This is a genomic window from Mucilaginibacter tolerans, from assembly GCF_030519375.1.
In the GTDB taxonomy this organism is placed as follows: domain Bacteria; phylum Bacteroidota; class Bacteroidia; order Sphingobacteriales; family Sphingobacteriaceae; genus Mucilaginibacter.
In genome coordinates this window covers 1-22,944 of record NZ_JAUMKB010000001.1, presented here as the reverse complement: position 1 = coordinate 22,944, position 22,944 = coordinate 1, and the positions used below count along the sequence as shown (strand labels likewise).

At 42.6% G+C, this 22,944-nt stretch carries 25 protein-coding genes; 13 read left to right on the top strand and 12 right to left on the bottom strand.

Annotated elements, in window-relative coordinates:
* Positions 1-127 precede the first annotated feature (127 nt).
* Positions 128-1,690, top strand: a complete 1,563-nt coding sequence (locus Q3A68_RS00125) for a carboxylesterase/lipase family protein (RefSeq protein WP_302898953.1) — start codon at positions 128-130, stop codon at positions 1,688-1,690.
* A gap of 114 nt (positions 1,691-1,804) precedes the next feature.
* Here Q3A68_RS00125 and Q3A68_RS00120 read toward each other — a convergent pair whose 3' ends face one another.
* From Q3A68_RS00120 to Q3A68_RS00110, 3 genes are all read right to left on the bottom strand, one after another.
* Positions 1,805-1,957 (bottom strand): hypothetical protein, encoded by a 153-nt coding sequence (locus tag Q3A68_RS00120; RefSeq protein ID WP_302898952.1) that lies wholly within the window; start codon positions 1,955-1,957, stop codon positions 1,805-1,807.
* 213 nt (positions 1,958-2,170) lie between these two features.
* Positions 2,171-2,890 (bottom strand): hypothetical protein, encoded by a 720-nt coding sequence (locus Q3A68_RS00115; protein WP_302898951.1) that lies wholly within the window; start codon positions 2,888-2,890, stop codon positions 2,171-2,173.
* A 338-nt stretch (positions 2,891-3,228) separates the two neighbouring features.
* Positions 3,229-3,993 carry a hypothetical protein gene (locus Q3A68_RS00110; RefSeq protein ID WP_302898950.1) on the bottom strand — a complete coding sequence of 255 codons (765 nt, stop codon included), beginning with the start codon at positions 3,991-3,993 and terminating at the stop codon, positions 3,229-3,231.
* A 209-nt stretch (positions 3,994-4,202) separates the two neighbouring features.
* On the opposite strand from Q3A68_RS00110, the gene Q3A68_RS00105 reads away from it, so the two are divergent.
* On the top strand, positions 4,203-5,060 hold the full coding sequence (locus Q3A68_RS00105) for an N-acetylmuramoyl-L-alanine amidase family protein (protein ID WP_302898949.1): 858 nt from the start codon (positions 4,203-4,205) through the stop codon (positions 5,058-5,060).
* 17 nt (positions 5,061-5,077) lie between these two features.
* On the opposite strand, the gene Q3A68_RS00100 is transcribed toward Q3A68_RS00105, so the two are convergent.
* Positions 5,078-7,663: a non-ribosomal peptide synthetase gene (locus Q3A68_RS00100; RefSeq protein WP_302898948.1), complete on the bottom strand. Its 2,586-nt coding sequence runs from the start codon at positions 7,661-7,663 to the stop codon at positions 5,078-5,080.
* A 299-nt stretch (positions 7,664-7,962) separates the two neighbouring features.
* Here Q3A68_RS00100 and Q3A68_RS00095 point away from each other — a divergent pair, with 299 nt between their 5' ends.
* From Q3A68_RS00095 to Q3A68_RS00080, 4 genes are all read left to right on the top strand, one after another.
* Complete coding sequence (locus tag Q3A68_RS00095; RefSeq protein ID WP_302898947.1) at positions 7,963-9,066, top strand: Gfo/Idh/MocA family oxidoreductase; 1,104 nt, start codon at positions 7,963-7,965, stop codon at positions 9,064-9,066.
* Position 9,067: 1 nt separating this feature from the next.
* Positions 9,068-10,003, top strand: coding sequence for a DUF5996 family protein (locus Q3A68_RS00090; RefSeq protein WP_302898946.1), 936 nt, complete (start codon positions 9,068-9,070; stop codon positions 10,001-10,003).
* Between the two features lie 60 nt (positions 10,004-10,063).
* Entirely contained in the window at positions 10,064-10,417 is a 354-nt protein-coding gene (locus Q3A68_RS00085) for a hypothetical protein (protein WP_302898945.1), read from the top strand.
* A gap of 61 nt (positions 10,418-10,478) precedes the next feature.
* Positions 10,479-10,682, top strand: coding sequence for a hypothetical protein (locus tag Q3A68_RS00080; RefSeq protein ID WP_302898944.1), 204 nt, complete (start codon positions 10,479-10,481; stop codon positions 10,680-10,682).
* Between the two features lie 86 nt (positions 10,683-10,768).
* On the opposite strand, the gene Q3A68_RS00075 is transcribed toward Q3A68_RS00080, so the two are convergent.
* Positions 10,769-11,263: a hypothetical protein gene (locus Q3A68_RS00075; RefSeq protein WP_302898943.1), complete on the bottom strand. Its 495-nt coding sequence runs from the start codon at positions 11,261-11,263 to the stop codon at positions 10,769-10,771.
* Positions 11,264-11,733: 470 nt separating this feature from the next.
* On the opposite strand from Q3A68_RS00075, the gene Q3A68_RS00070 reads away from it, so the two are divergent.
* Positions 11,734-12,450 (top strand): LytR/AlgR family response regulator transcription factor, encoded by a 717-nt coding sequence (locus Q3A68_RS00070; protein ID WP_302898942.1) that lies wholly within the window; start codon positions 11,734-11,736, stop codon positions 12,448-12,450.
* Between the two features lie 20 nt (positions 12,451-12,470).
* Here Q3A68_RS00070 and Q3A68_RS00065 read toward each other — a convergent pair whose 3' ends face one another.
* Positions 12,471-12,983: a DUF3347 domain-containing protein gene (locus Q3A68_RS00065; protein WP_302898941.1), complete on the bottom strand. Its 513-nt coding sequence runs from the start codon at positions 12,981-12,983 to the stop codon at positions 12,471-12,473.
* A 1-nt stretch (position 12,984) separates the two neighbouring features.
* Between Q3A68_RS00065 and Q3A68_RS00060 the strand changes: the two genes are divergently transcribed.
* The gene (locus tag Q3A68_RS00060) at positions 12,985-13,680 is read left to right on the top strand and encodes an HAD family hydrolase (protein WP_302898940.1); all 696 of its coding nucleotides are present in this window, start codon (positions 12,985-12,987) and stop codon (positions 13,678-13,680) included.
* Positions 13,681-13,727: 47 nt separating this feature from the next.
* Here Q3A68_RS00060 and Q3A68_RS00055 read toward each other — a convergent pair whose 3' ends face one another.
* The 3 genes from Q3A68_RS00055 to Q3A68_RS00045 form a co-directional block, all read right to left on the bottom strand.
* Positions 13,728-14,384: an NAD(P)-dependent oxidoreductase gene (locus tag Q3A68_RS00055; RefSeq protein ID WP_302898939.1), complete on the bottom strand. Its 657-nt coding sequence runs from the start codon at positions 14,382-14,384 to the stop codon at positions 13,728-13,730.
* A gap of 89 nt (positions 14,385-14,473) precedes the next feature.
* Positions 14,474-15,691: an ROK family transcriptional regulator gene (locus Q3A68_RS00050; RefSeq protein WP_302898938.1), complete on the bottom strand. Its 1,218-nt coding sequence runs from the start codon at positions 15,689-15,691 to the stop codon at positions 14,474-14,476.
* Positions 15,692-15,846: 155 nt separating this feature from the next.
* Positions 15,847-18,246 (bottom strand): glycoside hydrolase family 3 N-terminal domain-containing protein, encoded by a 2,400-nt coding sequence (locus Q3A68_RS00045; RefSeq protein ID WP_302898937.1) that lies wholly within the window; start codon positions 18,244-18,246, stop codon positions 15,847-15,849.
* Between the two features lie 102 nt (positions 18,247-18,348).
* On the opposite strand from Q3A68_RS00045, the gene Q3A68_RS00040 reads away from it, so the two are divergent.
* The 3 genes from Q3A68_RS00040 to Q3A68_RS00030 are packed head-to-tail and all read left to right on the top strand — an operon-like array spanning position 18,349 to position 19,730.
* Positions 18,349-18,744, top strand: coding sequence for a hypothetical protein (locus Q3A68_RS00040; protein ID WP_302898936.1), 396 nt, complete (start codon positions 18,349-18,351; stop codon positions 18,742-18,744).
* 29 nt (positions 18,745-18,773) lie between these two features.
* Positions 18,774-19,229 (top strand): DUF1801 domain-containing protein, encoded by a 456-nt coding sequence (locus tag Q3A68_RS00035; protein ID WP_302898935.1) that lies wholly within the window; start codon positions 18,774-18,776, stop codon positions 19,227-19,229.
* A 60-nt stretch (positions 19,230-19,289) separates the two neighbouring features.
* Positions 19,290-19,730, top strand: a complete 441-nt coding sequence (locus tag Q3A68_RS00030; protein ID WP_302898934.1) for a DUF2147 domain-containing protein — start codon at positions 19,290-19,292, stop codon at positions 19,728-19,730.
* A gap of 59 nt (positions 19,731-19,789) precedes the next feature.
* Here Q3A68_RS00030 and Q3A68_RS00025 read toward each other — a convergent pair whose 3' ends face one another.
* Positions 19,790-20,362: a YceI family protein gene (locus Q3A68_RS00025; RefSeq protein ID WP_302898933.1), complete on the bottom strand. Its 573-nt coding sequence runs from the start codon at positions 20,360-20,362 to the stop codon at positions 19,790-19,792.
* Between the two features lie 204 nt (positions 20,363-20,566).
* Between Q3A68_RS00025 and Q3A68_RS00020 the strand changes: the two genes are divergently transcribed.
* On the top strand, positions 20,567-21,436 hold the full coding sequence (locus Q3A68_RS00020; RefSeq protein ID WP_302898932.1) for a class I SAM-dependent methyltransferase: 870 nt from the start codon (positions 20,567-20,569) through the stop codon (positions 21,434-21,436).
* A 2-nt stretch (positions 21,437-21,438) separates the two neighbouring features.
* Here Q3A68_RS00020 and Q3A68_RS00015 read toward each other — a convergent pair whose 3' ends face one another.
* Both Q3A68_RS00015 and Q3A68_RS00010 read right to left on the bottom strand, forming a co-directional pair.
* Positions 21,439-21,897 (bottom strand): VOC family protein, encoded by a 459-nt coding sequence (locus Q3A68_RS00015; protein WP_302898931.1) that lies wholly within the window; start codon positions 21,895-21,897, stop codon positions 21,439-21,441.
* Between the two features lie 50 nt (positions 21,898-21,947).
* Positions 21,948-22,217 (bottom strand): hypothetical protein, encoded by a 270-nt coding sequence (locus Q3A68_RS00010; protein WP_302898930.1) that lies wholly within the window; start codon positions 22,215-22,217, stop codon positions 21,948-21,950.
* 278 nt (positions 22,218-22,495) lie between these two features.
* Between Q3A68_RS00010 and Q3A68_RS00005 the strand changes: the two genes are divergently transcribed.
* Positions 22,496-22,732: a hypothetical protein gene (locus Q3A68_RS00005; protein ID WP_302898929.1), complete on the top strand. Its 237-nt coding sequence runs from the start codon at positions 22,496-22,498 to the stop codon at positions 22,730-22,732.
* The last annotated feature ends 212 nt before the right edge of the window (positions 22,733-22,944 follow it).

The window sequence follows — 22,944 nt, the reverse complement described above, 5'->3', positions numbered from 1 at the left end:
TTTGCATTTTTAACCTAATCAACCATTCAACTGAATCTAACTCAATCAACTTCCCAAATTTTGATTTCCGCCAAACAAATATTAGATTGCGTCAAACCGACACAAACCAAATATTCATTCCCTGCTTATGAAGAAACAATTGAAAATTGCATTGGGCGCAGCCATGCTTGCGGCGTCTGTTATTTGTTATTCTTTCAACGTGAATAAAGCCAATTTTTTGGCAGTGGTTCCTACCGAGGCCGGGCTGGTTTCGGGTGCAAAAAGCGGTGAAATAACTGCTTATAAAGGTATTCCGTTCGCCGCGCCACCGGTTGGCGACCTGCGCTGGAAAGCGCCCCAGCCTGCTATACATTGGAAGGGCGTAAGAAAATGTACCTCGTTTAGCGCAAGCCCTATGCAAGCCAAACCGACGCCGTTTATGGTATACACCTCAGAATTTTTGATACCTGAGGCGCCCATAAGCGAGGATTGCCTGTACCTGAATGTGTGGACGGGCGCTAAAACCAAAGCAGATAAACGTGCAGTGTTTGTGTGGATATATGGCGGAGGATTTACCAGCGGTGGCAGTGCCTGCCCGATATATGACGGCGAGGCGATGGCGAAGAAAGGTATTGTGTTTGTTTCGATTAATTACAGGGTAGGAGCGTTTGGGTTTTTGGCACATCCTGAATTGACCAAAGAAGCTGGTGGCAAAGCATCCGGAAATTATGCCCTGCTCGACCAAATAGCGGCCCTGAAATGGGTAAAACGAAATATTACCGCCTTTGGCGGCGACCCGAATAATGTAACTATTGGCGGTCAATCGGCCGGCTCCATGAGTGTGAATAGCCTGGTGGCATCGCCATTGACAAAAGGCTTGTTTAACAGGGCTATTGCTGAGAGCGGCTCGCTGGTTGTGAAAAATCCATTACTTGTATCCAGTACATTACAGTCAGCTGAAGAACAGGGTTCAAAACTGGCAGAGAAGGCAGGTGCAAAAACCTTGGCAGAAATGCGGGCCATGCCGGCAGAAGAAGTGCTGAAGAAATTCCAGGGACGATTTGCGCCGATAGTAGATGGATATGTATTACCCGAAGCGGTAGCTGATATTTTCGCGGCCAATAAACAAAACCACGTTGCATTGATTACCGGGTGGAACGACGATGAATTTGGCGGGCCGACCAAGAGCAAGGAGGATTTTAAAAAGCAGGCTCGATCACAATATGGTGCAGATGCCGAAACTTTTTTGAAGTATTTCCCGGCTGAAACTGAAGAAGAAGCTAAGGCCTCGCAAACAAAACTTTCACGCGACCAGGTGTTCGCCGTGGCTGGATTTAAGTGGGCTGCCCTGCAAAGCAAGTCTATCAATTCGCCAGTGTATGTGTACAACTTCGACCGTAAAGTACCTGCCGAAGGCGATATGAAAAAGTATGGTGCGTTCCACACCGCTGAAGTACCTTATATGCTGGATAACCTGAAGTTTTTGAATAACCGGCCATTTGAGCCTGCTGATAGGGAACTGGCCAAATTGATGTCGGGCTATTGGGTAAACTTTATCAAAACCGGAAACCCTAACGGATCGGGATTACCTCAATGGCCAAAATATAATACTACCGGTTATAAGATAAAGGCTTTTGATGCAAAATCAACAACTAAAACGCTGCCAGATAAAGACGGGCTTGCGTTTTTATTGTCAAAAACAGAAAAATAGTAAATGAGCAGTGATGATTTTCACGCTTAGATAAAGGTTAACAGAGGGCCCGGAAAGGGCCCTTTTGTTTTGATGTTTATAAGATCTCAGGTTAAAAGATTAAATTGTTTTTTGTTATTTCCAAAGGTGAAAGACCATGGAAACCACCGTTATACATATACCAACGGAAATTGCTGTAACACCAATAACGGACCACACAACTACGTAGTGTTCTTTCCGTGGCTCGCCTGCAACCAACTCCTCAAAAGATTGCTTTATTTTTCTCATGGGACAATAATTTAGTTTTGTGATTATCAAGGCAATAAGAGTGCCATTGCTGTTTTGGATGTTTTCGCAAAGCACAAAAGATGAGCTGCTTAATAATTTCCCCAATTTGGGTAACACAAATTTTACATATGGAAAAAATCTCCTCTATTGGGGTGTTGACAAACAAAAAACGGCAGGTGGGGATCCTGCCGTTAAAGTTAGATTAGAGGTGACTCAATCATGATCACGCCGCCATTCTCTGAATTCGCCCCATCCGCAACGGGCAATGTTTGATCTCATTTTCCAATAAAGTGCGGTGTTGGATGTCTTGCTGATAATGATCGATCCATTTGTTAATGTTGCTTTATTCAGATCATCTGCAGTGACACCCTTGGTTAGCCTGTTCAGTTGCATATCCAGAAGTGCGGTATAGTCTGTGGTACCGTTAATATCGACATTCTTTTCTTCGACTTTTACAGTTGCGTGGCCGCTCAGATCAAATTCGATAGGAACGGTTTTTGAACTATCGTTAAGAAAAGTGCCGCTTAATTTTAACGGTGGAATAGTATCTGTACTTTCCAGAAAAGCGGTAATCTCAATTTCTTTGTAAACCCCCGTATCAAGGGTTACATAGGTTTGCAGCGGTGTTAGCGCAAAAAGATCAACGTTGGTCAGGTTATGCGAAAAAATGTTGATGGATACTCCGCTTCTTGCGGCTTCAAATGCAAATTTGCCGATATTTGCAGTGCCCGCGGTCCATGTTAATCCTGCAATTATTGAAGTTGAGTCTGCCGGCAAGCTGGCAAGAGTGGCGTTGGTCGCCTTCATTTGGAACGATAATTTTGCCGTCGACGACGGCACTACCGATGATTTGTTGCTCCCCTTTTTACACGCAGCAAATGATATTATTGCGAGCACTAAAGCCGCAATAATGCTGGTTCTGACTGTTTTCATAGTTTTGGTTTTACAATTGGTTATTGTAACAGATTTTTTACATTGTACATAAATCTACAGATTATAATGAAAAATGTTTTGAAATTTTTTTAACAACTCGTTAAAAGAAACTGTTAAGATTTGAGTTTTGAATTTGATTGAATAATTTGCAGGTAACTAATTGATATATAATTGCTTGTTAAGCTGAGGTATAGGGGAGGGAAAAAACGGCAGGGGCCACTATGAACCACAATAAACCTCTCACCCCTGCCGCATAATTAATGACAGTCGTGCCATTAGCGTTCAACCATAATAATTACGATTTATATCAGTATCCGGTTGCCTCAATTGTGCGATATTTAATGATGACCTTCACCATCGTCGCTTCCGTCTTTGTGGTGTTCTTTAAACTCGCTCTCACCACAGCCTGCCAGGTTAGCCAATACTTTATTGTAAATGCTGGTGTTGGAAGTGGGACTGATGATGATGACGCCATTAGTCTGAGTAGCGTTAGCCAGGTCTGTTGCTACAATACCAGCCTCTAATTTATTGAGGTGAAGATGTACCAGAGCAACAAAATTAATGGTACTGTTTACATCAATATTTTCAGCCTCGGCTTTAATTACGGCATCTGAGTTGAGGTCAAACTCTATCGGTATCGTTGTGCCGCCACTATTGGTAAATGTCCCTTTAAGTTTTAGTGGGAGTGCGGAAGTATCAGTGGTGTGCTTTAACTCCACTTTGATTTCAATCTCCCGGTAAACGCCGGTATCCAGGGTAACGCTGGTAACTGCCGGATCGATGGAAAACAGATCAACATTAGAAAGATTTTTTGAGGTGACTTCTATTTCAACGCCATTTCTCTTGGCTTCTAGTTTAAACCTGCTGATGTTAGCAATAGCGCTTGTAAAAGTGAGCCCGGGGATGCTTTGGAAAGTTGAATTGGTTGATAAGTTTCCGCCTGTATTGGATGCAGCCAGATTTGAGGTAGCATTATCGGCCTGCAATTGAAATGATAATTGTGATGTTTTTGATGATGGTGAATTTCCTGATTTTTTGCATGCCGCCAATCCAGTTAACGTCAATACCATCGCGGCAAAGATGCCTGTTCTAAATGTTCTCATACTTGCTTAAAGTTTTAGTTTTTATAATGTTTGTTTAGTTTTATGTCTGCTTTGTAACAGGTATTTTACATAGGTTACGCCGTACTTCAGTTTACGGTTGCTTTGCGGGAAGGAATTTTTTGGATGAGGAAGTCAACCCGATTTTATTTTTTTAACGAAAACATAATAGCTATAAGACGCTTATTGATTAAAATTGCACCCAAATTGGTATGACTATACATTACTGTGCCATCTGCAAGATATTTTCGTTTCTAAGTTTTATCATCATTATAACACTTTGTCAACCAGCTTTTTCACAGCAGGTTAAAAAGAAACATCGCCATAAAAAAGCCCCGGCTGCGAATAGTGCTGCGCCAGCTTTCAAGTTCAAAACCATTATCATCGACCCTGGGCATGGGGGTAAAGATCCGGGTGCACACGGGGCCTGGTCTAAAGAAAAAAATGTTACACTGACCATTGCCAAGAAACTTCGGGCAGCGCTGAACGAGCAAATGCCGTCGCTGAATACAGTAATGACGCGTACTACCGATGAGTTTATTGAATTGCACCGCCGGGATGCTATTGCCAGCGAGCATAAGGGCAATCTGTTTATCTCGATCCATTGTAATGCATCGCCTGAAAAAGTGAGCACCGAACGGGGCGTATTATTGTTGGTTTACGGATACCACCGCGCGAGTGAACAATTTGAAGCGCTTCGGGAAAATGCATCCATATTTATTGAGAAAGACTATAAGACCAAGTACAATGGTTATGGCGAGAACAGCGCTATCAATACTATTGTCCTGAGTAATTTTCAGCAGAAATACCGTAAAGAGTGTATTCACTTTGCCGACCTGGTAAACCATGAATTTAAAAAAGAAGACGGCCGCCACAGTTTAGGGGTGAAGGAGCAGGGGGTACTGGTGTTACAGCAAAGCGCCATGCCGGCTGTACTGATAGAAACGGGCTTTATCAATAATCCCAAAGACGAGGCTTATCTTAACTCCGCTGAGGGGCAGTCTGAAATTGTGCAATCCATTATCCGTGCACTCAAAAAGTACCGGGAGAGTTTTGAGCAGAATAGATAACTGCTGTAGTAGAGGTTCTACAAAAACGATTCAATAATGCCTGCAACTTTTTTCGCTACAGGAAGCTTGAAGAAATCAACGTGCTTCGTGTCGACTATATTAACCAGGACATGCCCGTTGATCTGTTTGGCCCATAATCTTTTGAAGATCGAATTACGATAAACCTGAACCTTTTGATATTCTGAAGGGTGGCCATCGGGGCTCGATTCGTAGATCAAAATCACGTTGCCATTATACTTCGATGCAGGTTCGTAGGTCTCGTGTAAGGCCAAAACCTTCTTCTGCGTTTCGATATCTACTTTTACATCCTGCCCTTCTTTTTCCCCTTTAACCGCCAATTTCAGAAGATGAGGTATGCGGGTATGCAGATATTTGAATTTATTGCGCAGGTTGATGTGTTTGAAAACCCTGATCTCATCGCGCATCCGGCGACTTAGGAACACGCCTTTTGAAGGGAACGCCGGGAAATAACTTATAGCTGCCAGTAACCCTATTTCGTGATTGGCCTGCTGCAATTGCACCGCAACCTCCAGAATGGTCCGTGCACCCATGCTATAGCCAATCAGCCCGTACGGACCTTCAGGGTAGAGCTTTGTGATATGGAGAATAATATACTTCGCATAATCCTGTAAAGTATCAAAGGGGAAATGCTCGGTATCTTCTGTATAGATAATCCCGTACAGTGGATTTTTACCCTTAAAACTATTAACAAACTCAATAAAAATTGTTGGATAGCTACTCCATGGCGGGAAGATAAATATGGGCATTCCTTCACCTTTTTTCAAAAGTAAAACAGGGCTTATGTCATCAGTCGCATTAGAATCTATCTTTTCTGCAAGTTGACGAATGGTAGGTAGCTGGTATAAAGCCGCTACCGTTAAGCTGGCCCCTGATGTGGTATTTATCTTATTAACAAGGCGGATGGCTACCATAGAGCTTGCACCAAGGTCGAAGAAGTTATCGTCAATGCCAATACTGCTTATAGTCAAAACTTCCTGCCATGCTTCGGCCAGTTTCTTTTCTGTACCGGTAGCCGCAGCCGCAGAATTTTTAAGTTTAGGGCGATGACTTTCGTTAGGTGTTGGCAACGATTTACGGTCGATTTTGCCATTTGAAGTTAAAGGGATCGCTTTGATGTTTACATAGTAGGCTGGTACCATGTATACCGGGAGTTGTTCCTTAAGGAAATTCCGCAATTCGGCAGCTTTTGCATTTCCGGTGGTATAGGCTATCAGCTCTTTTTCCTCTCCGCTTACCACGCGGGCTATTACAACAGCTTCTTTTACTTTGTTGTGCGTTTGCAGCACGGCCGATATCTCATCCAGCTCAATACGGAAACCACGTATTTTTACCTGGTCGTCAACCCGGCCCATACATTCGATATTGCCATCCTCCATCCAGCAGCCAATGTCACCTGTTTTATACATGCGTTCGCCTGGCTTGAATGGATCGGCCACAAACTTTTCCCGGGTTAGTTCGGGCCGGTTCAGATAGCCCCTGGTTACGCCCGTGCCTGCTATATGCAACTCTCCGGCCGCGCCCACAGGCAATAATTGTCCCTGCTCATTTAAAATGTATACATATTCGCCAATAAGTGGTTTGCCGATATTAACTTTAGTGCTGTCATGTATCGGCAACCATGTACTCCAAATGGTCGCCTCGGTAGGGCCATACACATTAAGTACCGACACGTGCTGTAATTCCTTGCGCAGGCCCTTATACATTTTTTCGGGTAGGGCCTCGCCACCAATCATCAGGATATCCAAACAGGATAATGGGCTGTAGTCTGAAGTGGCTGCCGTAAGCTGGTTAAGGCGCGAAGGTGTAAGCTGAAAAATATTAATCTGATAGTCGCGCAATTGGGCCACAATCTGTGAAGGATCGATCTCGTCCATCACCCGCACATACACACCGATACTTAACGTACATAAGAGTTCCAATACGGAAATATCAAATGTATAGGTGGTAAGTGCCGCCAGCTTCATACCGGGTTTAAAACCATAACGTTCGGTAAGATTTTGATTAAAACAGGCGAGGTTACCGTGTTCCACCATTACCCCTTTGGGCTTGCCTGTTGAGCCGGATGTGTAGATCACATAGGCTAAATTGGAAAGCCCGCTGATATGTGGGAGATTCTGTTTGCTGTAATTATTTTGTTGTCGTTTAAACTTCTCAAGTTCCCCAGGGGTGATCATTACTTTGCACTTGCTGTCTTCCAGCATATAGGCAATGCGTTCTTCCGGGTAGGCAGGATCAACGGGGACATAAGCCGCGCCCGATTTGAGTACGCCTAGCATGGCTATGACCATCCACTCGCTCCGGTCGAGCAACAGGCCAACCAGGTCATCTGCTTTAATATCGTAATTGGTGCGGAGGTAATTAGCGAGTTGGTTGCTTTTTTCGTTGAGTTCCTGATAGGTTAGCGCAGTCTCGTCAAAGGCCAGAATTTTCATATCTGGATTTTGTGCCGCCTGCCTTTCAAACAGGGTTATAATAGTCTCGTCGGCTGTATAGAATGTATTGATATCATTAAACTCTTCCAGCAATTGCTGCTTTTGTTTACGGGTAACCAGGCTGACCGACGTTATGGTATTATTTTGCATTATGGGGTCTTTCCCTGACTTTAAATATATAGCATTATTAACTACAGGGGTTGTAATTGCTTCTATACGTAAATTAACCTGTTAAAGTTCCTTGAAAAGAAAGTCAAAAGGGTCACAACCCCCTTTTGAAAGAATGTGATAACATATTAAGGTTGTGTCTGTTATAATTAAGAATCTGAAATGGGTAATCTTCGGGCAATGAAGGGCACACGCTTGGATTACCCATCGAGCGTTTTAATGTTTTTCGATTGACGTTTTATGGATTTAGCTATTATCTTTACTAATGATAAACCTGACTTATGAAGACACAAAATAACTTCTCGCGCCGCGATTTTTTGAAAACCGGTATGTTAGGCGCCGGGGCACTGGCCTTAAGCCATCCTTTTGAGCTTTTTGCTGCCAAACCTGCTAAAAAACTGGGAATTGCATTGGTGGGACTTGGTGGTTATAGCGCTGGCCAGTTAGCGCCTGCCTTACAGCATACCAACAATTGTTACCTGGCGGGAATTGTTACAGGGCATCCGGCAAAAGCTGAAGCCTGGAAAAAGCAATACAATATACCTGAGAAGAACATTTATAATTATCAGAATTTTGATCAGATAGCACATAACCCGGACATTGACATTGTATATGTAGTTCTGCCGGTCTCTATGCATAAAGAATATACCATCAGGGCGGCACAGTCAGGCAAACATGTGATTTGTGAAAAACCAATGGCGCTGAACGCAAAAGAATGCGCAGACATGATAGCCGCCTGTAAAAAGGCTGACCGTTTGCTCTCCATAGGTTACCGTTTACATTTTGAACCGCATACACTGGAGATTATGCGCCTTGGGCAGAAACAGATTTATGGCAAGGTAAAATCTATTGATACCGGCAATGGTTTTACTTATCGTGGCGATCCGAATGCTTGGCGTTTGAAAAAAGCTATGGCAGGTGGTGGTGGATTGATGGATATGGGCATTTACTCGATACAGGGGACAAGATATACCCTTGGACAGGAACCTATTGCTGTTACCGCTACACAGGAAAAAACACGGCCGGACTTTTTTAAAGAAGTAGATGAGACTGTTTTCTGGGAACTGGAATTCCCGGGTGGGTTTGTGGCTAAAGGTAAATCGAGCTATAACCACGACTGGAGCTATCTGCACATAGAGGCTGAGCGCGGAAAATTCGGGTTAGAGCCAGCATTTGGTTATGGCGGTATTGATGGTTATACCTCAAAAGGGCCGATGGACATGCCACAAATCAATCAGCAGGCTGCGCAGATGGATGATTTTGCCACTTGTGTCCAACAAAATAAACAATCGCGTGTACCGGGTGAAGAAGGGCTCAAGGATATGAAGGTGGTAGATGCCATTTACCGGAGCCTGGATTCGGGAAAGAAGGAAAGGATTGTGTAAAATGTTTGAAGAAACAAAATTGGCGTGGCCCAGCCTTGCTTTTGAGAACTGGAAGAATACCCTGGCCACCATTCATCTATGGACGCAGATAGTTGGGAAAATCAGGCTGAGAAAAATGCCCTGGCTCAACCATTCCTGGCATGTAACACTTTACGTTAGCGCCAATGGCTTATCAACGCATAGCGTTCCTTACGAAAATGGTGTATTTCAGATAGATTTTGATTTTATTCACCATGTGCTGCATATTACGACCAGTGAGGGTAATATGGCAAAAGTTGATCTTTATCCCCGGTCAGTAGCCAGTTTTTACAGGGAATTATTTGATAAGCTGCAAAGTGTGGAGATTGATGCCTATATCTATGCAACACCAAATGAAATAGATCCGGCTATTCCTTTTGAGGAGGATGACACTCATTGTTCCTACGATGCGGAAAGAATACACGATTTTTACCACGCACTAGTCAAAATTCATAACGTATTTACCAAATTCAGGGCAAGGTTTACGGGCAAATGCAGTCCTGTACACTTTTTCTGGGGCGCGTTTGATATGGCCGTTACACGCTTTTCAGGAAGACCTGCGCCTGTACATCCTGGCGGGGCTCCTAATATCCCGCTGGCGGTGATGCAGGAAGCTTATTCGCATGAGGTAAGTTCATGCGGTTTCTGGCCAGGCAGCGAGCAGTTCCCGCATCCGGTATTTTACTCCTACTGTTATCCAACCCCTTCAGAATTCAGCAAACAACCAGTACAGCCGAATGAAGCATTCTTTAGCGCTGAAATGGGCGAGTTTATGTTATTATATGAGGTTGTTCAGCGGTCGGGTAATCCTGAAGAAATATTAATGCAGTTTCTGCAGTCAACTTACGAGGCGGCAGCCAATACGGGTCACTGGGACAGGAGGTCATTGGAATGTGATTTTTCAAGGTTCGAAAAGTAAAATACAACGTATTAATGGTTAAGGTTATTTTTTGATGACCCGCCTGTATCTATCTTTGTAATGATGAAGTTAATCGCGTCTATACTCACACTCTATTTTGGCCTGCTGATGATGCAACCGTTTTATCATATGAGTGTGGTAAAAGCGAACCCGGCAAAAGCGGGTGGTACGGGTATGTGCTGCAAGAAAATGGAACGCCATATACCGGTCAGGCCTTGCAATAATACTTCTGCATGCAATACCGATTTTTGTAACCCGTTTGTGCCATGTGGCATTTCGGTTGCTACCCGTGTCATCCAGTTTAAGTTCAGCAATCCAGCCCTTGAACTTTCTGTGAGTAAGAAGCCGGCAGTAAACGATCATATAACTTCCAACTATCTATCCGATTGCTGGCGACCGCCGCGCTTATCCTGATCATTCCAGCTCACTCTGAAAAACAATCAGGATTAATTTTTAACATTTAAAATTCAATAAAATGAAAAGAATAAGCTTAGGCGTAGCGGCTTTATTACTGGCCGGCGCAACCGTATTTGCACAAGGTATCGAAATAAAAAATCAGCCTAAAAAGGCTAAACAGGGATGCCAGGGTACTTGCCTGAAAAAGAACAAAACAGGTAAATGCACCAGCAAAAATGCCTGCTCTGATATGAATACCTGCGGTGCAACGTGTTCAAAATAAAAATGCGTCAAATAAAAAGGCTTCCGGATTTTCCGGAAGCCTTTTTTAAGATCAGCTATTATAACAGCAAGCAATTGACTGCTGTTTCAGACTTCGGTCTTTGCAATTTTATCAACTACATCCATGACCCCATCTACTACCCGTACTACCAAAAATTGTTTGGCGTCTTCAATATTAACAATCCAGGCACTTTTTTCATCATAGGTTATCCTAACGATAGAGTTAATTGTAAAATCGAAATACTTACTTTTTACAATAGTCCTTATATCGGCAGGCATTTGGTTTTCGTTTCCAAAAGCCATATGATATACTAAGTAACCTTTTTTTGTAAACTCTGCCTTATTTATCTGGTTATTCATAATAAAATCTACCACATAATTTTGATCGGACTGGTACCATTTGGGCGCCTCCGCACCCTTAAATAAACTGGCGAATGCCTCCGATACCTTTTGTGATACTGTTGCTTTGATTGGTTCGCTCGAAATAGTAACTTCTTTTAGTTGGATCTGAGCGAATACGCTGTTTGCCCCAATTGCTAATATTAACCCGCTTAGCAAAAAAGGAATAATTAACCTTTTCATAATGTCCTGATTTAAATTGGTTGAATAAAGTTGTGCGAGGAAGAGTTAATATATCCGATATAAAGCTAAAGTGTTTACAATCGGTCAGACAGTTGTGCGTTTGTAGACATAGGTTCGGGATTTAGACAACAGGGTTTTGCAGATAAAATACATTATTAACCAGCATATGTTGTTTAGATGCTGTACTATGTTGTTGGTTCCGTTTTTAAGGTCTTTTATCTAAAACATATTTCTTTTTGTAACTATTCACTGACTAATACGTCATATAAATGGCTGGTACAATGATGCGTATTTAATGAAATAAATGTTTTATTGATTCATTGGTAATTCAGATATTTGCATCAACCCCGAAAGATTAATACTAACAACTTTAGGGAACCTCCCTAACAAATGATGATGGTTTAAACACTATTGCAGTTATCTATTCCTTATCTGAATATACAATACGTAATCAGATAAATTTGTTAAATATGCGGTGGAGGTGCTTAATCATAGATGATGATCCAATAGTTTTAATGGTAATTAAAAAGTGGACCGACATGGTGGAGCAACTTGAAGTTGTGGCTGCATGTAACTCCGCTTTCCAGGCAATGGAGATTATGAAAACAGAAAGAATAGATTTACTCTTTCTGGATATACAAATGCCCGATTTATCCGGGACTAGTTTTCTGAGAACTTTACAACATCCTCCCCGGGTAATTTTCATGACTGCCTATAAAGAATTTGCTGCTGAGGCTTTTGATTTGAATGCCGTAGACTATTTACTAAAGCCAATGAGCTCTGAACGATTTTTTAAAGCTGTAAATAAGGTGATTGAAACCGGCACGCCCCATGAGAAAGAGCTACCCGTACGTGCTGAACGTGAATGCCTATATCTTAAAGCAAGCAGAAAAATAGTTAAGATCTTTTTGGACGAGATTATTTACATAGAAAGCGCCAAAGATTATATAAAGATTTACAGGCATCTTGCGGCACCCTTGATGGTTAAGTATTCTTTAACAGCTTTGGCTGCTAAGTTACCACGTAATTTATTTGTCAGGGTGCACCGGTCTTTTATTGTCTCTGTTAACAGAATTACCGCTTTTACCAATTATGATATCGAAATAGGTAAAATCGAAATACCAATAGGAAGACAATATCTCGCACAATGGAAAAGATTGTCCGAGACCACTAAAGTTTTGGCATAAAACAAAGGGCTTTTCGGCGATTAGTTAGCTGATGCCTTCATCGTTTCTTTAGTGGTGCCGCAATCCAGCATCTTTTTACCCAGGTAAGGGTTTTTAATGGCAGATGATTCACTCAGCCACGATTTCTTTTCCATTGGGCAGTATTGCTTGTAAAGCACCATATCATTGATTTCGAAAGCCTTTACCACCTCGTACATATTGGTTGATAAACTACCAAAATGCTCGCGTTGGTGATCAATAGCTGTTGATTCGCCAATGTGCTCGCCGTCATAACGCAATTTTTCAGCATATTTTGTCCAGGCAGCTTTTTGTTTGGCGTCCATCGAGCTTACAGGTACTTCTTTTAATGCGGCGGTGAATTTTCTAGCCTCATCATTTGCGGCTTTACTGTTATCGGTTGCCAGGGCATTTTTTATGCCCAGGTAGCTTTTATAGACATTGTTAATAGCCGAATGAAGGTCGGCAGGAGCAGCTTTTACGGTATGTACTGCTATAAACAGAACAATGGCAGTAAGGTATTTTATAGTTTTCATTTTGCAGATTTTATTAGGCTCTAAATATACTATTTTTGCGGCCATGCAAGCAGATAGCAATTCATTAAAAAACACATTCGATAGCATTATATTCGATCTGGACGGTACACTTTGGGATTCAACAGGCAATGTGGCACTGGCCTGGGAAGAAGCACGTAAAAAGGTAGATTACGTGGAGGATGCAATTACTGTAGAACGTGTTAAATCTATTACAGGCATGGCCTATGATGTGATATTTGAGGTGTTATTGCCTGATCTGGAAACCAGTAAACGGGATCATTTTAAGGCTATATGTGCGCAAAGCGAAATTGATATGCTCGATTCCAAAGGCGGCGATTTATATCCTGGGCTTGCAGAAACCATTAAATATCTTGCTGGTAAATACAAGCTATACATTGTTAGTAATTGCCAGAGCGGGTATATCGAGACTTTCCTTAGCCATTGCCCTGTCGCGGAGTATTTTTCGGGCCATCAGTGCTATGGAACAAAGGGTCAGCCTAAGGCCGAGAATATTAAAGATATTGTAAGCGACCATCAGCTGAAAGCATCAGTTTATGTTGGTGATACCAAAGGCGACCGCGATTCGGCAGCCAAAGCAGGTGTGCCCTTTATTTTCGCTGATTACGGTTTTGGAAGGATTGATGGGGGGGCTGTCGCGACGATTGGCAGTTTGGGCGATTTGATGGAGTTGCTGTAGCCACACAGGTCTTTGCGATTGATAGCGAAGTAAAAACGGAAGAGCTTTCACTTCTCTGATATCACCGGGATTTGATTAGTATACAGATTTTTCTCCAGCACATCCAGCATAAACAGCGCAACATTTTTTCTGCTGATGGTTGTCGATGGTTTGGGTTGATTGTCGAAGGATACTTTCACTTCGCGTTTTTTTTCAGAATCGGTAAGGCCCACGGGCCGTATGATGGTCCAATCCAGATTGGATGCTTTTATTAAAGCTTCCTGCTTCTCGTGATCGTGGTATTGATAACGGACATTGCTGTTATCTATCAGCCACCGGAACCAGAATGGTGTATCTTTACGTGTTTCGGACACACCCCATGCTGTAGTGATAATAACACGCCTGACATTAGTCTCGCCTGCGGCTTGAATGATGTGCTTCATAGATGCTGATAAGAAGTCTTTTGAAGTACGCAGCTTTGACCACGGTGAATCGGAAACGCGGGAAATATTCAGGCTGCTTAAAACGGCATCGCAACCGCGCATGGCGTCGGATAAGGTAAATTTGTTTAACGGTGTCCCTTCATATACTTCGACTAATTCGGGTTTTATCTTTAGCGCACCTTTATGGCTTATCAATATAGTTACCTGATGGCCGCGTTTTAAAGCTTCGCGCAATAAAACCCGCCCTGTTCTACCGGTTGCACCTAAGATGAGGATGCGCATAGTTGATATTAATAGGGTTCACCGCAACCAAGTTAAACATAAATGCCATTAGGACAAAATAAAGCTTATGTTATATGTTTGCTTGGGTACTAAACCTCGAGCCTGGACACGCTTTTTATTTCCTTTTCAAAATTTTCCATCATCAAAACTGCCGCGCCTATTAATTCGGCATCAAAACCCAGATCTGATATCAGCAGTTGTGTGCTTTCTGCCAGGCGGGGGATACAGTATTTGTGTAAAGCCTGTTGTATTGGAGCCATCAGAATCTTTCCTGCACGTGCGCCGCGACCACTTAATACAATGGTTTGTGGGTTCATGATATGAATAAGGATAGCTAGTGCCTTGCCTATTTTGTAAGCAGCATCCGAAAGGAGTTCGATAGCAAACTGATCGCCCTTACCGGCTGCATCCAGAATGTCATCAAGCAAGGCCTTTGACGCTGCAGCCCCGGTGTCTTTAAGACTGGTAGCCCTGCCGCTGTTTATGCCTTCTATTGCTTTTTCGGCTACAACCTGCATCGACGCTACTGTTTCAAGGCAGCCTCTTTTACCGCAGGCACAAAGTGCATCATCGTCGGATAACGGGATATGGCTCAGTTCACCTGCAAAGCCGTTATGCCCTCTGAATATTTCGCCGTTAACGATCATACCCAGACCAATACCCCAGCCCAGATTGATCACCATCACATTTTGCTGGGCTTTGGCTATACCAAAACGCTGTTCGGCAAGTGCAATAAGGCTCGAGTCGTTGTCGATATAAACAGGCAAGCCGATCTCATCATGTAAATATTGTACGAGACTCTTGCTACCTGCATTAAGATAGGTGTAATTAATGCCCTGGCGCACATTGATGAAACCAGGCATACCCATACCGATACCCGCAATTTTTTCCTTTGGTATCCCCGACTTCAGGATATAACTATTGATGCTTTTTACCAGGGTTGCCAATGCTGCATCGTTATTTAACAGCCGCAGGTCGAAGGTCAATGAATCAGCAACCGGCCTGTTCAGAAGATCGAGTAACTGTATACGTGTCGAGAGCTGATCCATCGCGATAGCCAGGATGTACATAGCATCTGGCTTAATAGAATATAAAAGGGGACGGCGGCCACCGCTTGAAGGCGCATAGCCATGCTCCACCACAAAGCCTTCTGTAATCAGTTCGTTAACTGCTTTTGTGATTGAAGGGATACTTTTATCAAAAAGTTCACTCAATTCTGCGCAGGATAATGCGTTATCGAAATATAGCTGTTTTACGATCAGATTTTTTAACTGAGCGCTTTTTACAGTCTTTGGTTTTATTTCCATCAAATAATCTAGGTTATGCAGGTTTAGAAAGCATTAAAACTTCTTAAAATATTTATAAAAGTATGTATTTAGAAAATAATCTGCAAATGTTTAGTTGTACTATACACACTTAAATTTTTTTGATGTGGGTTTTGTGCTGTTATTCCGACTTCATCTTACTTCTCTACCTCAAACTCTTTCTTCAATTTAATATCCTCAGACGAATTGCCAATCATGACTTGGAATTTACCTGGTTCAACTGTCCAGTTCATGTTTTTATCCAGAATGGCGAGGTCATCGGGATGCAGCGTAAATTCCACTGTCTTCTTTTCACCAGGATGGAGAGTTACACGTTCGAAACCGCGCAGGTCATACTCATAGGTGGTTACATCGCTGATCTCCTGCTTCAGGTATAGTTGCACTACTTCGTCGCCCTTGCGCTGACCAGTATTAGATACATCAACCATTACTTTAACATCTCCCTGCTGATGTTCTTTTTCGGGTGATACCTGAAGGTTGCTGAAGTCGAAAGTAGTATAACTTAAACCGTACCCGAAAGGATATAGTGCACCATTCACACTGGTTTTGCCCCAGCTATTGGAACCGCCTTGCCCGGCTTGTGAAGCAGGTTTAAATGGGAAGTTGAATTCAATTTGTCCGGTAGTTTTAGGAAAGGTGATGGATAACTTTCCACCCGGATTATTATCTCCGAAGATCGTTTCGGCTATTACCTTGCCGCTTTGCGGCCCGGGGAACCAGGCCTCGAGAATAGCAGGTACATATTTGTTTTCCCAGTTGATGGTGAGCGGTTGCCCGTTGATCATGACCATCACAACCGGCTTACCAGTTGCCTGCAAAGCCTCTATCAGCTTTAGCTGCCGACCGGGCAGGTTTAATCCTGTACGTGAAAGGCTTTCACCCACACGGTCCACATCTTCGCCAACAACGGCGATTATCACATCCGATTGTTTGGCCTGGTTTACCGCCGAGTCGATCCCTGCTTGTTCCTGTGAAGTAAGCGCGGTTTCGATGATCTCGCTCTCTGGCCAGGTAGCATCAACAACATCGCAACCCTTTACATAATTTACCTGAGTACCCTTACCTACATAATTTTTGATACCATCAACCACATTGGTTACAGGATTGTGCGACGGGCCATAGCGGCTGATCGCATAGCTAGTTTCAGCAGCCAATGGGCCTGTTACTAATATTTTTTTGAAGGCGGATTTATTCAATGGCAGCAGGTTATTTGTATTTTTCAATAACACCATACTTTCGCGGTTCATTTGCAGGCTCATTGCCTCAGCTTCTGCTGTGTGAACAATTTTATCTGCTGCTTTTGGATCTTTCACATAAGGATCATCAAACAAACCCAGCTTGAATTTTACCCGCAGCACATCAGCCACGCGTGAATCCAGTGTTTTCATGGAGACTTTGCCCTCGTTGACCAACTCGCGTAAAGGCAAAATATAGGTTTGTGGCATAGTGAAGTTGGTCCTAACGTTCAAGCCCGCTTCTATCGCCTGTCGAACTGCTTCTTTAATATCTCCCGCGACGTGGTGTTTAGAATAAAGGTATTCAACAGCTTCACTATCGGACACCACATAGCCATTAAAGCCAAATTTTTGACGAAGCAATTCCGTCAGGAAATAGTAACTCCCGGTTATGGGCTGACCGTCCCAATCATTATAACTACTCATCACACCCATAGCGTGGGCCTCCTGTATCACGCTACGAAAAGGGTAAAGATATATCTGGTACATTTCGCGTGGTGCTACGTGCGGATCGGTACGCGCTGCGCCATCACGACCGCCTTTAGGGACACTATAAACGGCAAAATGTTTTAAGGTAGATGCGGCACCCTCTTCTTGTATGCCGAGGGTCATTTGTTTGCCTAATTCGGCTATCAGGAAAGGATCTTCGCCATAACATTCTACTACACGACCCCAGCGCTGGTCGCGGGCTGGGTCGAGGATTGGAGCATATACATTAGTATAACCTAAAGCCCTTGCCTCGCGCCCTACAGTTTGACCAGCTTGCCGAACCAGGCTCTTATCCCAGGTGCTGCCTATGCCAATAGGTGCAGGCAGAGGAGTAGCACGGTCATGGTTAAGGCCGTGAATACCTTCATTTGTGAAATCAACCGGGATGCCCATACGGGTTTCTTCCACAAACCAGCGTTGTATGGTATTGATAGCGGCCGCATGTTTACTATATGGGTACGAATATTGGGTTGGGGCATCGTCAGTATGCGAAGTAAGATTGTTCAGTTCTTCATCAATATTGGCAATGCCATCTTTCCATACCTCATGCTTCCATGATTCAGCAGGCATCTCCTCTTTCAAAACCCGTTTATACCCATAAAGCGTGGCTAACTGGCAGGTCTTTTCCTCAACAGTCATTTGGTTTAGCAAATCATTGATGCGTTTATCAACGGGCTGCGATGGATCCTCAAATACATCCATCTTGCCATTTTTGTTAAAATCGACCCAACCCTTGTGATAGATATTCTTTTGCTGAGCAGACATATCTAATGATAATAGTAGTATTGGTAGTAGCAGTGGCAGTTTTTTCATGGAGGAGAAACAGGTTTATGGTCAAATATATAAAGACGGTAAGAGATACGTATTATAGATTTCGAATTTCGGATGTCCGATTTCGGATTTTATATTTATGATATGAATATACTAATGACCGGCCAGGTAATGTGGAGTTATCCTGATGAGATTGCCGAAAGCGGACTTAAAGGCGAGATACGAGCCTTATTTTCTTTCGTGAAACCCCTGCACCATCATGAAGGTGAGATGCTGCTGACTGATAGTAATTTAATTATAAATGGAGATATTGAACTGAATATTCCTTTTACTAACCTTAGTCAGCTATTTCTTGGCTTCGATGTAGTATATAAATCTACTTATGTAAAAAATACAGGTGTGTTTTGGCAGCCGCTCAGGATAAGTTATTATGATGGAGGAATGCTAAATACACTTTATTTAATAATTGACCATAGTATTATAGGTGCGGCTAAAGATCGGCTATGGTTTGACGCGCTACCTCAAGTGTTATCTGAATGATTATATTTATCTATTCGTAGTCAACTCCCATGCAATCCACGGCTAAAACACCGCAGGAATACATTGATTCGCTTCCGCCTGACAGGAAGGAGGTGATCAGTAAAATTCGTGACGTATTAGTGAAAAATCTTCCGGCTGGCTTTGAGGAAACAATAGGCTATGGTATGCTGGGCTATGTGGTGCCGCATTCCATTTATCCCAAGGGGTATCACTGTAATCCGAAAGTGCCGCTGCCGTATATTAACCTGGCATCGCAAAAGAATTACATTGCTTTATATGCCACATGCGTTTATGGCGATTCGAAGCTGAAAGACTGGTTTGTGAGTGAATATCCAAAGCATTGTAAAACCAGGTTGGATATGGGTGCAGGTTGTATTCGCTTTAAAAAAATGGACGATATACCGTACCAATTAATTGGTGAACTAGCGGGGAAACTGACACCACAGCAATGGATAGAAATATGTGAGCGTGTAATGAAACGTTGATATCCGCGTTTTATATCGGATATTTGCAAAACCGCTGCGCCGGTTATCCGTTTATCTGCTATGTTTAAATTTCTGTCTCTCCTGTTTTTTGTCGGATTAAACTTTCAATCTCATGCTGCTGTGCCCGAGAACGATAGGATATTGGGTAAATGGTTGTCGGCCGATAAGAAGCTGATGGTTGAGGTTTATAAGGAAAAAGAACAGTTCAAGGCCAAAATAATATGGTTTAATGATGATCCAAGCAAGCCTATGGAAGAATGGCGCGATAAGCATAATCCAGACCCGGCCCTGCGCAATCGGAGAATATTGGGGCTGGAGATATTACGAGGTCTTCATTATGATTGGGATAGCCATACCTGGGAAGGCGGAAAAATATACGATGCCCAGCACGGTAAGGAATGGGACGCTGCCGGATACATCGATAAAGACGGCACTATGAAGGTGAAGGGCTACTGGCACCTAAAGTTGCTTGGCCGCACTATGGTATTTAAAAGGGTATAAAAAAAGCGCGCCGGGAACCGGAACGCTTTTACAATGGTTAATCGCTATTAAATTTCTTATTAGTTTGCTTTGTCAAACTCACCTGAGGCTTTGAAAGTAACTTCGTCGCTCAGCATTGGAGAACCAAATTTGCTGCCGAAAGTAAAATCAGAGCGATTAATAGATCCAGAAACTGAGAAACCAGCATCAGGTGCCTTAGTCATTGGGTTGGTAATCGTTCCGCGGTATACAAGGTCAAGAGTAACTGGTTTAGTTACGCCATTCAAAGTTAAATTACCAGTTAGTTTGTAATGACTAGGAGAAGTTGTTTTGATGGCGGTGCTAACGAAGTTAACAGTTGGGTATTTAGCTACATCAAAAAAATCAGGGCTTTTTAAGTGACCGTCGCGTTGATCAACACCAGTGTTTACAGAAGCTGTTTGCGCAACAAATTCAACTTTAGCGTCGCTGAAATCAGGTTTTGAAGCAGTAATGGTAGCATCAAAATCTTTAAATACGCCGTCAACATCGGACACGGCTAAGTGGGTGATGGTAAATGTAAAATGCGAGTGTGCTTTATTTACTTTCCATGTCTGCGCAAATACTGCGGTGTTCATTAAGGCAACTGCAGCTAGTAGAATGATCTTTTTCATTTTTTAATCTCTTTTTAATGGACTGTTTTAAAATTATGAGACAAATGTATAATTATATGTTTAAACATTTATTATTACAAAGTCTGGTAAATGTAAAAATAATTCTATTTAAGTTATAGGCTTTGTCAACTATCAATTTAAACATAACATTTCTATGTCATTTGTGGCTCACAAAACATTCAATGCTAAAAACGAAGCGCTGAAATGTCTAAGTTTACAATAAGTATTATGGGACTTCAGCAAGAACAAATTCGCGAAGAGCAAAAACAGGTGTGGAACAAAGTTTCAACCGGGTGGCAAAAATGGGATCAGTTTATCATGCAATTTATGCGTCCGGTGGGTGAGGCGATCATTGAACGGCTCGAAATAAAAGAAGACGATATGGTTTTGGATATTGCTGCCGGTACCGGCGAACCGGGGCTGACTATTGCTGCGATTGCCAGGAAAGGAAATGTAACAGGCACCGATCTGGCTGAAGAAATGTTGCGGATAGCTGTGGCAAATGCTGCTGCCAAAGGGCTAAAAAACTATAGCACGAAAGCAGCGGATGTTAGCCAATTGCCTTTTGATGATAATACGTTTACCAAAATCAGTTGCCGGATGGGTTTTATGTTTTTTCCGGATATGCAGGTGGCTGCTAATGAAATGTACCGTGTGCTGAAACCTGGCGGCCGCATGGCTATTTCAGTTTGGGGCGCTCCGGATAAAAACTTTTGGTACACCGCCATGATAGACGTTGTCAATAAGTATATCGAATTGCCACAACTTCCTACAGGCGCGCCTGGCATGTTCCGTTGTTCCAAAGCGGGACTGATGACTGATATTTTTGCAAATTCAGGTTTTAAACATCTTGGCGAACAGGAGCTTACCGGCAAGGTCGATTTTATTGACGCTGATACTTACTGGCAAAACAGGACGGATGTTTCAGAGTCTGTAATTGCTGCGCTGGCAAAAATGGATGAAACCACAATTGAAGCTATTAAAAATGACGTTTACGCTGTTATTAATGCAAATAGCACCAACAGAAGGGCGCTGCTTGATTTTGGTACGACCATTATTTATGGTGAAAAGTAGAGCTATTTAGCATTATTAACCTCTATCCAATAACCATCCGGGTCCTGAAAATAGATCTGGGTTACGCCGTCGGTTCTCAGTTGGGTTTTCTTGTAGGTGCCAGCCCAATCACCATATTTAATGTTGAATTGATCGAGATGTTTCATAAAGCCTTCAATTGAGGGGACGCTAAAGCACAGGTGATTGTTGATATCATGGGCTACAGCTGGACAATCAGCCTGAATCACATGAAGTGCATTGCCAGGGCCGATAGCAAACCATTGGTGTACTGTGTCATGAAAAGGATTGGGGATTTTGGTCAGTTCCATTACATCATTATAAAAAGCTACACTCCGTTTTAAATCGTGTGTACAAATGGCCACATGATTCATGGTTGGTTTATTGTCCTGGGCGTAGCAAACTCCCGAAAATGTAAGCGTTGCCAGTAATAGTACGAGGTTTAACAGATTGGTCTTTTTCATACAAGCAATGTACAAAAAAGCTAATAACTGAATTAAAATCTGTGTAACATTTATACAGGCAGAAAGAAAGTATAGTTGAGTTTGCTGTCGTAGCAGGCAACCAGTTGGTCTCTTTCTGGCTCAAGCTCTGTATTTGGGATATTATAGGCATTCCAATCGTCAATATCAATCAGTCCAGCCGGTGTTTGATAATGGTTGCTGTTCACAGGGCATTTTACCACATACCCATCTTTGCCGCTAAGAGCGACAATGGGGCGCGACCCGCAATATTTGCAGTTGCGGCATGGAACAGACTTAGGTATGGTAATATAGCCTCTCATGAATTATGAGATTATTACGGTATTGCGCGTAAATAGGTTACCTTTTGGATTTGACAATGACTCGCCGATCACAGGAAACCGATTAGCGATTTACTGGTGATAGAGGAAGATACGATGGGAGCTATTGCCTGCAGTTACTCGCTGCTATACGAAAAAAGTTAAAGTGAGCGGGAATTGCTTCAGTACTATGCATGAATCCCCTGACCAGCGAAAACCTGTTACAGGTATATCCAACGCTTGCTGCCAGGTTCAAGTTTAATTGACAGTACGACGCTGCTATGAAAAGAAAAATAGAAACTATTCCGATTCTGAATGGTTTTATTTATACATCTGTAATACAAAATATTACTACCATGAAAAAGCAAATAATAAGATTAATAGCCTTGCTGATATTTGCATCAGTAGCTATGTCAAGCTGTTCAATAGAATACAGAGAACATCACAGGCGTCATTGGGATGATCATGATCACAATCATGACCGTGATGACCACGACCATGATTACCGTAATTACTAATTAAATCGTAAATAGAATGAAGTGTTTAAAAGTAATAGCAATGATGACTTTAATGACGTTGGTGTTTACCGCTGCACGCGCGCAAACGCATTTTCGTCATCATCATTTCATGCATCGTCACCATGTGCGTCATCGTGACTAGTCCTAAAAAAACGATACAGGATTAATAATAAATAAAAGTACAATATTCAAATAGCAGCAAGATTATCCTT